Here is a 10,297-nt window from a genome sequence, read left to right as displayed (position 1 = left end):
CGGGGGCGGGGCAGTCGGTGTCCGGGCCGGTGTCCGGGCCGGTGGGGTTCAGCAGTGCCTCGGTGGGGGAGTTCGGTCCGGCGCCGGTGATGGCCGCTCCGGTGATGCCGGCGCCTGCGATGCCCGCGCCTCGGGACGCCGGGAGGACAGCGGCCGGTGGTGAGCGGCCCGGCAAGGTGTCGCTCTCCCTCGCCGCCGCCGCGACTGCGGGCGAGGGCGGGCGCGGGCGCCGGCTCAGCTGCACCGTGGCCCTCGCCGTCGCGGGCGCGCTGGCGGCGGTGACGGTCGGCTCGGTGTTCGTCCTCGACCTGATGCCGGGTTCGGGCTCCGACGACAACGACAGCGCCGCGGGCAGCGACGCGTCCTCCTCCGCCCCGGCCGCCACCGCGCCCCCGGCCGCGACCGGCGTGGTCCCCGCCGTCTACGTCGGCACCTGGGAGGGCCAGGGCAGCGGGCTCGGCGGCCGGCTCCCGATGGGCACCTTCCGGCTGACGGTGAAACAGGCCGCCGTAGGGAAGGAGTTGGGGCGGCTTCGGCAGACCGACGTGCTCGGCGGTGTCTGCCTCGACGTCCTCACCCTGACCAAGGTCACCTCGAAGGAACTGATCACCACCTCGGTCGGCGCCGCGACCAACCACGGCGGCTGCAACCCGGCCGCCCACACGGTGCGGTTGACGCGCACGGGCGACGATCTGACGTACCGGTCGGAGAGTTCGGCGGAAGGCAATCCGGTGGCGCGGATGTCGCGGATCGACTAGCGGGCGGAGTGGGCACGGGCAGAGAGCGGCGCAGGCACAGGCGACGAGCGAAGAGAGAGGCGGAGTTCCTTGACCGTCGCACCGATCGACGCCCTGCTGATCGTCCTCGCGGCGGTGTGGGGCGCGCTCGCGGGAGCGCTGCTGCCACGGGCGGCGTACCGGTTCTCGGTGGAACTGGAGGAAGGGGACGTGGTGGGGGAGGTCGTCGATCCCGGCTGGCGGCGCACCTGCCCCGAGGGGCATCCCCTGCGCGGCTGGCTCGGGCCCGCCCGCTGTCCCGGCTGTCCCGTCCCTTCACCGCCGTACGGCCCCGGCGTCCTTCGTCTCTCCCTCGTCACCGCGCTCCTGTGCGCCGGGCTGGCGCTCGCCACCGGCATCCGGCCCGAGCTGGCCGTATGGCTGCTGCTGGCGCCCGTCGGGGTGCTGCTCGCGGCGGTCGATCTGCGGGTGAGGCGGCTGCCCGATCCGCTCACGCTGCCCCTGGCGGCCGTAGCCCTCACCCTGTTGGGGGTGGCCGCGCTGCTGCCCGAGCACGCCGGTGACTGGACGACGGCCCTGCTGGGTGCCCTCGCGCTCAGCGCCGGCTACTTCGTGCTGCATCTCATCAACCCGGGCGGCATGGGCTTCGGCGACGTGAAACTCGCCCTCGGCGCGGGCGCCGTCCTCGGCTGGTACGGCTGGGCGACGGTCATGCTGGGCACCTTCGCCGCGTTCCTGTCGGGCGCCCTGTACGGCGGCGCGCTCCTGCTCGCGCGCAGGGCCGGACGCCGGACCGCGATCCCGTTCGGGCCGTTCCTGATCGCCGGTGTGTACGCCGGTGTGCTGATGGGCGCCTACGCGGCCTGAGGTGAGCCGTTCGGAGGCGCTGGCGTAGGCTGGCCGGGTCCGTCCACAACCCTTGACGAAAGGGACGCTCCGGTGACCGAGAAGGCCGACCTTCAGTCCGTCCTCGACCGTGCCGCCGAGGGTGGGCGGATCACTCCCGAGGAGGCGCTCGACCTCTACCGCGACGCGCCCCTGCACGCGCTGGGCTCGGCGGCCGACGCCGTGCGACGCCGTCAGTACGCCGGCATCGAGCACATCGCGACGTACATCATCGAGCGGAACATCAACTACACGAACGTGTGCGTCACGGCGTGCAAGTTCTGCGCCTTCTACGCGGCGCCGAAGGACACGGCCAAGGGCTGGACGCGCGACCTCGACGACATCCTGCGCCGGTGCGCGGAGACCGTCGAACTCGGCGGCACCCAGATCATGTTCCAGGGCGGACACCACCCCGACTTCGGCGTCGAGTACTACGAGAAGCACTTCGCCGCGATCAAGGCCGCGTACCCGCAGCTCGTCATCCACTCCCTGGGGGCGTCGGAGGTCGAGCACATGGCCCGCATCTCCAAGGTGTCCGTCGAGGAGGCGATCCAGCGCATCCACGCCGCCGGTCTCGACTCCTTCGCCGGGGCCGGCGCCGAGCTGCTCCCCGCCCGCCCGCGCAAGGCGATCGCCCCGCTGAAGGAGTCCGGCGAGCGCTGGCTGGAGATCATGGAGACCGCGCACAACCTCGGCGTGGAGTCCACGTCGACGATGCTGATGGGCACCGGCGAGACCAACGCCGAGCGCATCGAGCACCTGCGCATGATCCGCGACGTACAGGACCGGACGGGCGGCTTCCGCGCCTTCATCCCGTACACCTACCAGCCCGAGAACAACCACCTGAAGGGCCGCACCCAGGCGACCCTCTTCGAGTACCTGCGGATGATCGCGATCGCCCGCCTCTTCCTCGACAACGTCCGTCACATCCAGGGCTCCTGGCTGACCACGGGCAAGGAGGTCGGCCAGCTGTCGCTGCACTACGGCGCGGACGACCTCGGCTCGATCATGCTGGAGGAGAACGTCGTCTCCTCGGCCGGTGCCAAGCACCGCTCCAACCGCCTGGAGATCATCGACCTGATCCGCAAGGCGGGCCGGGTCCCGGCGCAGCGCGCGACGACGTACGAGCACCTCCTCGTGCACGACGACCCGGCGAACGACCCGGTCGACGAGCGGGTCGTCTCGCACATCTCGTCCACCGCGATCGAGGGCGGCACCGCGCACCCCGAACTGAAGCTGCTGGCCTCCAACTGACCTGCCCGTGCTGACGATCCACGCGGCCGACGAGGTCCGCCACGTCTGGGACGGCGACCCGGAGCCGATCAAGGACGGTGCCGTCGCCGTCCAGGGCGGCCGGGTCGCGGTGGTGGGGACTCTCGCGGAGCTGGAGCGGCGCTTTCCGGGCGCGCGGGTGCGGCGCTGGCCCGGTGTGCTCGGCCCGGCGCACCTCCACGAGGGGCCGCTGCCGGACGCCCCCAGCCCGCGCGAGCGCGTCCACGCGGTGCTGAAGCTCGGCGCGGTGGCCGTCCTCGCCGAACACGCCGGCTCCCCCGAACTCCGGGCCGCCGCCGAGCGCAACGACGTCGTCGTGCTGTCGCGGGCCCGCCCGACCGCGATCACCGAGACCGGCCGCGCCGACCTCGCCGTCTTCGACGAGAGCGGCGCCTGCATCGCGACGGTGTGCGCGGGACGGCTCGTCCACAGGCGCCGCTAGCCGGCCGGGACGCACGTCAGCCCGAGAACGCCTCCGCGAACGCGCCCGAACTCTGGCGCACCCCGCTGCAGTTGGTCGGCGCGTCGTCTGCGTCTTCCGCGTCTTCCGCGTCTTCCGCACCTTCCGTGCCGGTGCCGTCCGCGCACTGCTGGTCCCGGAACGTCGACCACATCGACACCCAGGCGATGCCCTTCTCCTCGGCGAACGCCCGCACCTGGGCCGCGTCCGCGAGCGTGAACGTCTCGTTGTCCACGTCGTTGACGCCGATCATCGAGGTGAGCGCCATGCCCTTCCAGGCGTCGGCGTCCGCCGTGCCGAAGACGGCCTTCAACTGGCTGTGCGCGGCGGTGGCCGAGGTGATCGCGTAGCCGCCCATGTCACCGGCGTACGACTCGCCGTAGTTCATCGTCATCAGATTGACGGCGGCCACCTGGACGTCGTACTGGTTCGCCGAGGTCAGCAGCGCGAGGCTGTCGGCGTCCAGCCCCGAAGGCATCACCGGCAGGGTGAACGAGACCTCCAGGTCCGGGCGTTCCTCCTGCAGCGCGGCTATCGCCCGGGAGCGCAGGGCGACCGAGCCGGCGTCGGTCAGCTCCGCGCCCTCGATGTCGAAGTCGGCCTGCGTGGAACCGGCCGCGTCGAGCGCCGCGCCATAGGCCCGCGTCAGCTCGGCCACGGTGTCGCAGGTGGCCGCCAGTTCCTCCCCGGACGCCCCGCCGAAGGAGACCCGCACCGAGGCGCCCGTCTCCGTGAGCGCGGCGACGCGCGAGGCCACGGTCGCGTCGTCCACCGCGTACTGGCCGTTCCACTCCGGGGTGCAGCCGCTTCCGTCGGAGATGACGAAGGCCAGGTTGTACGTCGCCGGTGTGCCCGCCGTGTCGTTGGCGGAGGCCTCCGCCGCGCTGACGTAGGGGGCGTACGCCGTGCCGGACGCGGCGGTCCGGGAGGGCGCTGGCGCGGCGCTGCTGCTGCGTCCCGGTGCGGTGGGTGTCGCGGGTGCCGCGTCCGACGTGCTGTCGGACCCCGCGGAGCATCCCGCCGTGGCCAGGGCGAACAGGCAGGCGAGCCCGGCCCTCGGCCTCAGGAAACTCCTCATTCTGCGCATGCGCCCGCTCTCGTGATTTCTGTCTCGGCACGGAAACAATGACCTTTCCCGAACTCGGAATCTCTCACGTTCGAGCGGCCCGCGCCGGGACAGTGAACACTCGGGCATTGCATGGACGGATATGGTCAAACCCGGGCGATGTGGAGCACGAAAGAGGCAATCTGCCCGGCTCCGTCGAGGGCCGGCCATGCATGCTTTTCTTGTTTCTCTCAGGCGAAGGGCGGGTTCGCCCACTCCTCAGGGCCCTTTCACGAGAAGGCCAGGGTTAAGGAACCCAAAGGCTCCCTGATATCCGAAGAATGCATTTTGGGCCCGCCATCGAAAGCCGTGCCGCCGCCCGCGGTCGCCGTCGCGGACGCGGACGCGCCGAGCTGTGGTCCCAGCGCCAACGCTGGTCCTACGGCACCGGCAGGCACTCTCCCCGTGGGCCGGCTGCTGGTCGCGGTGTTCGTGCCGGCCCGCGGCTGGATCGAGGATGTCGCCGCCCGGAAGAAGCCGAGCCTGCTGCCATGACGGGCGACCCCCTGCTGCCACAATGGGCGGGTGACCCGTGCTTCCCTGAACAAGCAGCCCCACGAAGTCGCCTCGATGTTCGACCGCGTGGCGGAACGGTACGACCTCACCAACGACGTCCTCTCCCTCGGCCAGGACCGCAGGTGGCGCAAGGAGGTCGCGCGCGCGGTCGACGCCCGTCCCGCGCAGAAGGTCCTCGACCTGGCCGCCGGTACGGCCACCTCCTCGCTGCCCTTCGCCCGGACCGGCGCCTACGTCGTCCCCTGCGACTTCTCCCTCGGCATGCTCCAGGTGGGCAAGCAGAAGCACCCCTGGCTGCCGCTCACCGCGGGCGACGCGACGAAGCTGCCGTTCAAGGACGACACCTTCGACGCCGTCACGATCTCCTTCGGCCTGCGCAACGTGCAGGACTTCGACACCGCCCTGCGCGAGATGCACCGGGTGACCCGCCCCGGCGGACGCGTCGTGATCTGCGAGTTCTCGCATCCGACCTGGGCGCCGTTCCGCCAGGTCTACACCGAGTACCTGATGCGTGCCCTGCCCCCGGTCGCCCGCGCGGTCTCCTCCAACCCGGACGCGTACGTCTACCTCGCCGAGTCCATCCGCGCCTGGCCCGACCAGCCCGCCCTCGCCGGGCACCTGAGCAAGGCCGGCTGGTCGAAGGTCGCCTGGCGCAACCTGACCGGCGGCGTCGTCACCCTGCACCGGGGCTTCAAGGAGAACTGAGCCGGGGCCTCAAGAAAGGACTGACCGGGGCCTCATGAAGGACTGACCGGGGCCTCAAGGAGAAGTGACCGGGGCTTCAAGGAGACGTGACCGACCGGCTCGCCCCGTCCGCGGCTACCCGCTGACCGTCTGGAAGGGGCCTTGCGGCGGCGGGTCCAGTTCGCGCTGCAGACCGCCTCCGCCCGGCGCCGGCAGCCGGGGCTCGCGGACGCCCGCGCCTCCGCCACCCCCGCCCTCGGTGAAGTCGAACCACACGGTGACGACGGCCCCGCGCGGCACCTCGACACCGGGCGGCGGGTACTGCCGTACGACGTAGTCGACGACGGTGCGCTGGAAGTCGGGCCGGTCCGGCGCGGCCAGCAGCACTCCTTGCGCGGTGGCGGCCTCGCGCGCGTCCATGGCCATCAGTCCGACGAGCCTCGGTACGCGCACCTCGGGTGTTTTGGGCCGTATGAGCACAGATGTCACCCCCAGCGGTACTGGAAGGGTAACCGCCCAAGGGGGCGACCGGAAGCAACCGCTGCCTTACCGTGACAATCGACTACTCAAGGTCACGGAACCGGAGTTGAAGCTTCCGCAGGGCTTCCGCAGGGCTTCCGCAGGGCTTCCGCAGGGCTGCTACAGGTCCAGCCGGTAGCAGTGCCCCTGCTGTTCCGACTCCGGGGTCGTGAACACCTCGGTGAGCCGCATGCCGAGCCGCTGGGTGACGGCGATGGACCGGGTGTTGCCCGCGACGACCATGGCCACCACGCTCGGCACCCCCGCCTCCCGCACCCGCTCCAGGGTCATCCGCGCCGCCGCCGTGACGTACCCCTGCCCCCAGTACTCCCGGCCGAGCCGCCAGCCGATCTCGATCTCCCCGGTCGGGCCCCACTCCCGGTCCCACGGCTGTGCGCCGGTGAAGCCGATGACCCGGCCCGACTCGTCGAGCATCGTCCACAGGCAGAACCCGCGCTCGGCGTCGTGCCGGCGCTGGCGGGCGGTCAGCTCCTCGTAGACGGACAGCCCCGCCGAACGGCCGCCGTGGAACTCCATGACATCGGGGTGGTCGAAGATCCGTTGCCACGCCACCGCGTCCTCGTCCGTGGGGACGCGCAGCCGTACGACGGGCAGAACTCGGTTCACGGGGGCAGCCCTTCAGCAGGTTGATCAATTCTCCTGAATAGACTGCCCATGTCCAGTGCCGGTCGGCACGCAATTCCGAACTTGGGGAGAACCCGCCGTGACCGAGCCCCTCTCCGAAAACACCGCCGATGTGATCGTGGTCGGCGCGGGGCCGGCCGGCTCCACGACCGCCTACCACCTCGCCAAGGCCGGGCTCGACGTACTCCTGCTGGAGAAGACCGAGTTCCCGCGCGAGAAGGTCTGTGGCGACGGCCTCACCCCGCGCGCCGTCAAGCAACTCGTCGCCATGGGGATCGACATCTCCGAGGAGGCGGGCTGGCTGCGCAACAAGGGCCTGCGCATCATCGGCGGCGGTGTCCGCCTCCAGCTGGACTGGCCGGATCTCGCCTCCTTCCCGGACTACGGCCTCGTCCGCAAGCGAGACGATTTCGACGAGCAGCTCGCCCGCCAGGCCCAGAAGGCGGGAGCCCGGCTCTACGAGCGCTGCAACGTCGGCGCGCCCATCGTCGAGGAGCGCACCGGCCGGATCACCGGTGTGCACGCGAAACTCGGCGAGGAGAAGCGCGAGGTCACCTTCCGGGCCCCGCTCGTCGTCGCCGCCGACGGCAACTCCACCCGCCTCTCCCTCGCGATGGGCCTGCACCGCCGCGAGGACCGCCCGATGGGCGTCGCCGTGCGCACCTACTTCACCAGCCCCCGCCACGAGGACGACTACCTGGAGTCCTGGCTCGAACTCTGGGACCGGCGAGGACCGGGCGAGGACCGCCTCCTGCCGGGCTACGGCTGGATCTTCGGCATGGGCGACGGCACGTCCAACGTGGGCCTGGGCGTCCTCAACACCTCGAACTCCTTCAAGGAACTGGACTGGCGTGAGGTCCTCAAGGCCTGGTGCGCCTCCATGCCGGAGGACTGGGGCTACACCCCGGACAACATGACCGGCCCCATCCGCGGAGCCGCCCTGCCGATGGCCTTCAACCGGCAGCCGCACTACACCAAGGGCCTGCTGCTCGTCGGCGACGCCGGCGGCCTGGTGAACCCCTTCAACGGCGAGGGCATCGCCTACGCCATGGAGTCCGGCCAGCTCGCCGCCGACGTCATCGTCCAGGCCCACGCCCGCTCGACCCCCGCGGGCCGCGAACTGGCCCTCCAGCGCTACCCCCGCGTCCTCAAGGACACCTACGGCGGCTACTACACGCTGGGCCGCGCCTTCGTGAAGCTGATCGGCAACCCGAAGGTCATGAAGATCGCGACCCAGCGCGGCCTGACGCACCCGATGCTGATGAAGTTCACGCTCAAGATGCTCGCCAACCTCACCGACCCCACGGGCGGCGACGCGATGGACCGCATCATCAACGGCCTGAGCAAGGTCGCCCCGAAGGCCTGAGCCGATACGGGAACGCCGTCACATGCTCCCGCCCTCCGGCGGCCGTGGCGGCGTGATCAGGCGGTGAGTGTCCGCTGCCTGGCGGCCCGGCGGGCCAGCACCTCGTCCCGCCGGTCCGCCACCTGCCGCAGCGCGTCCTTGCGGTCCCGCCGGGAGAGCCGGTCGAGATACACGTGCCCGTTCACGTGGTCGGTCTCATGGGCGAGGCAGCGCGCGAAGTACCCCGTGCCCTCGATGAGGAGCGGCTCCCCGTCCTTGCCGAGCCCGCGCACGAGGGCCCGGTCCGGACGCGGTACGTCCATGACGGCGCCGGGGACGGACAGGCAGCCCTCGCCCTCGTCGAGCAGCCGGCGGTGGGCCGGGTCGAGCGGGTCCAGCACCGGGTTGACGAGATGTCCGACATGCCGGACACCTTCGTCGTCGGGGCAGTCGTAGACGAACAGTCGCAGATCGACCCCGACTTGGTTCGCGGCGAGGCCGGCTCCCTCGGCGACGTACATCGTGAGGAACATGTCGTCGATGAGCGCGGCGAGATCGGGGCCGAACTCGGTCACGTCCCGGCACGGCCTGTGCAGGACCCCCTCACCGGTCTCGGTGATCCGCCGCACCGAGCCGCGGCCGGCCTCCGGCGCGAGCGGGGGGTACGAGGCGACGGGGCGTCCCTGGACGAACACGCTGGGCATGGCGGTCTCTCCTTCAACTCGCGGACGGCCGGTGGGGTTCCACCGGTGCGGCCCGAGGATGCCAGGAGAGCCCGAAGGGCCGCTGCCCCCGAGCGGCTGCGGCCCTTGACGGTGATCCGGGTGTCCGGACCGGTGCGTGTCAGAGCACGCGCACCGCGCCCGACGCCGGGTAGCCGGAGAGGTCCTGGATGACGACGCCCTTGGCGGAGTTGGCCGCGTCGAGGTACTGGCCGTTCCCGATGTACACGCCCACGTGGTACGCGGAGCCCTTGCCGCCCCAGTACAGGATGTCGCCGACCTGGAGGTTGGACAGCGACACGTCGGTGCCGGCCATCGACTGGTCCTGCGAGACGCGCGGAAGGTCCACGCCGACCTGCTTGAACGCGGCCTGCACCAGGCTGGAGCAGTCCCAGGCGTTGGGGCCGGTGGCGCCCATGACGTAGGCGTCGCCCAGCTGGGCCTTGAGGAAGGAGATGACCGTGCCGACGCTGCCGCTGGCGGGGGCGGAGGCGGTCGTCGTGGTCGAGAGGGTGGTCCGCTCCGTGGAACGGGACACGGCGGCCTCAGCGGCGGCCTTACGGGCCTCCTCGGCCTTCTTCTTCGCCTCGGCCTTCTTGGCTGCGGCGAGGTCCTCCTTGGCCTCCTTGGCGGCCGCGGCGGCGGCCGCGTCGCGCTCGGCCTCCAGCTGGTAGTTCGCGGCGGCCTGCTGGGTGGCGTTCGCGGACTGCGCGACCTGGGCGGCCACGTCACCCGTCAGGACGGGCAGTTCGAGCGTCTGCGTCACCGGCTCGGCGGCGTTGGCCGCTCCTGCCGCGGTGGCCACGGCCAGCGAGCCGAGTACACCACTGGCGACTCCGGCCCGCATCGCGATCGTCGACGCGCTGCGGCGGGGTTTCCGGTGGCTGCGTATGTGAGCGGTGTGGGACATGAGTACAACCGGTATCAGGGGGTCCTTCATACCTTCAAGAAACGTGTGCTGCGCCACAATTACTCAATGGGGACCCCGAACACCCGCCGCGCCACTCTTTATTGACGCCGTAACGGACATTGCGGACGCGGGTGATCAAGCCCGTGATCATGGCCTTTCGCGGTTACGTCCGGATTGCCCCGCACCTAGCACTGGTTGCGATCGTTGGCCAAGCCCGGCTCTCCGGCACCACCCGCGAGTGTGGCGGAGGTCACGGAACGATTAACGGAAGGCCCGCGTCCGGCGTGCGCGGCGCGACCGGCTCCGCTTGTGAACCCGTGCACGCGTCCACATCGACCCCGCGACTCCCTCTGATGTGTGAACGCGTCCTCTACCAAGGGGCCCCGTCCAGCACCAATTTGCATGCAGCGGAACCCTCTTGATATAGAGACGCCGCCCTCGACCTGCGACGACGCGCGCAAATGTCACTTCTTGTGATCACTCTGACGCTTCGCGTA

10 protein-coding genes and 1 pseudogene are annotated in these 10,297 nt (G+C 71.0%); 6 read left to right on the top strand and 5 right to left on the bottom strand.

Translation table 11 applies throughout. The annotated features are described in order from the left end of the window. The 4 genes and pseudogenes from P1P75_RS20575 to P1P75_RS20560 all read left to right on the top strand — a co-directional run. Window positions 1–758 (top strand): annotated as a pseudogene (locus P1P75_RS20575) (serine/threonine protein kinase); the annotation flags it as partial. A gap of 69 nt (window positions 759–827) precedes the next feature. Further along, on the top strand, window positions 828–1,604 hold the full coding sequence (locus P1P75_RS20570) for an A24 family peptidase (protein WP_319257465.1): 777 nt from the start codon (window positions 828–830) through the stop codon (window positions 1,602–1,604). A 72-nt stretch (window positions 1,605–1,676) separates the two neighbouring features. Continuing rightward, window positions 1,677–2,876 (top strand): cyclic dehypoxanthinyl futalosine synthase, encoded by a 1,200-nt coding sequence (gene mqnC / locus P1P75_RS20565; RefSeq protein WP_266460855.1) that lies wholly within the window; start codon window positions 1,677–1,679, stop codon window positions 2,874–2,876. 7 nt (window positions 2,877–2,883) lie between these two features. After that, on the top strand, window positions 2,884–3,336 hold the full coding sequence (locus tag P1P75_RS20560) for a hypothetical protein (protein ID WP_319257462.1): 453 nt from the start codon (window positions 2,884–2,886) through the stop codon (window positions 3,334–3,336). 16 nt (window positions 3,337–3,352) lie between these two features. Here the strand turns inward: P1P75_RS20560 and P1P75_RS20555 are convergent, their stop codons facing one another. Next, the gene (locus P1P75_RS20555; RefSeq protein ID WP_319257460.1) at window positions 3,353–4,432 is read right to left on the bottom strand and encodes a chitinase; all 1,080 of its coding nucleotides are present in this window, start codon (window positions 4,430–4,432) and stop codon (window positions 3,353–3,355) included. Between the two features lie 552 nt (window positions 4,433–4,984). On the opposite strand from P1P75_RS20555, the gene P1P75_RS20550 reads away from it, so the two are divergent. Further along, entirely contained in the window at window positions 4,985–5,680 is a 696-nt protein-coding gene (locus P1P75_RS20550; protein ID WP_319257458.1) for a demethylmenaquinone methyltransferase, read from the top strand. A gap of 114 nt (window positions 5,681–5,794) precedes the next feature. Here P1P75_RS20550 and P1P75_RS20545 read toward each other — a convergent pair whose 3' ends face one another. Then, window positions 5,795–6,112 carry a PASTA domain-containing protein gene (locus P1P75_RS20545; RefSeq protein WP_319257456.1) on the bottom strand — a complete coding sequence of 106 codons (318 nt, stop codon included), beginning with the start codon at window positions 6,110–6,112 and terminating at the stop codon, window positions 5,795–5,797. Between the two features lie 186 nt (window positions 6,113–6,298). Next, window positions 6,299–6,805 carry a GNAT family N-acetyltransferase gene (locus tag P1P75_RS20540; RefSeq protein ID WP_319257454.1) on the bottom strand — a complete coding sequence of 169 codons (507 nt, stop codon included), beginning with the start codon at window positions 6,803–6,805 and terminating at the stop codon, window positions 6,299–6,301. A gap of 97 nt (window positions 6,806–6,902) precedes the next feature. On the opposite strand from P1P75_RS20540, the gene P1P75_RS20535 reads away from it, so the two are divergent. Then, window positions 6,903–8,189 (top strand): geranylgeranyl reductase family protein, encoded by a 1,287-nt coding sequence (locus tag P1P75_RS20535; protein ID WP_319257451.1) that lies wholly within the window; start codon window positions 6,903–6,905, stop codon window positions 8,187–8,189. 56 nt (window positions 8,190–8,245) lie between these two features. Here P1P75_RS20535 and def read toward each other — a convergent pair whose 3' ends face one another. Both def and P1P75_RS20525 read right to left on the bottom strand, forming a co-directional pair. Continuing rightward, window positions 8,246–8,872, bottom strand: a complete 627-nt coding sequence (gene def / locus P1P75_RS20530) for a peptide deformylase (protein ID WP_319257449.1) — start codon at window positions 8,870–8,872, stop codon at window positions 8,246–8,248. A 139-nt stretch (window positions 8,873–9,011) separates the two neighbouring features. Beyond that, window positions 9,012–9,830 carry a C40 family peptidase gene (locus P1P75_RS20525; protein ID WP_319257447.1) on the bottom strand — a complete coding sequence of 273 codons (819 nt, stop codon included), beginning with the start codon at window positions 9,828–9,830 and terminating at the stop codon, window positions 9,012–9,014. Window positions 9,831–10,297 lie beyond the last annotated feature (467 nt).

Source organism: Streptomyces sp. ID05-39B (genome assembly GCF_033794725.1).
In the GTDB taxonomy this organism is placed as follows: domain Bacteria; phylum Actinomycetota; class Actinomycetes; order Streptomycetales; family Streptomycetaceae; genus Streptomyces; species Streptomyces bobili.
This window is presented reverse-complemented; position numbering and strand designations above follow the sequence as displayed.

Coding starts and splice junctions, on each gene's coding strand:
- P1P75_RS20525 (WP_319257447.1), bottom strand. CDS start 9,830: ATGAAGGACCCCCTGATACCGGTTGTACTCATGTCCCACACCGCTCAC.
- P1P75_RS20555 (WP_319257460.1), bottom strand. CDS start 4,432: ATGAGGAGTTTCCTGAGGCCGAGGGCCGGGCTCGCCTGCCTGTTCGCC.
- def (WP_319257449.1), bottom strand. CDS start 8,872: ATGCCCAGCGTGTTCGTCCAGGGACGCCCCGTCGCCTCGTACCCCCCG.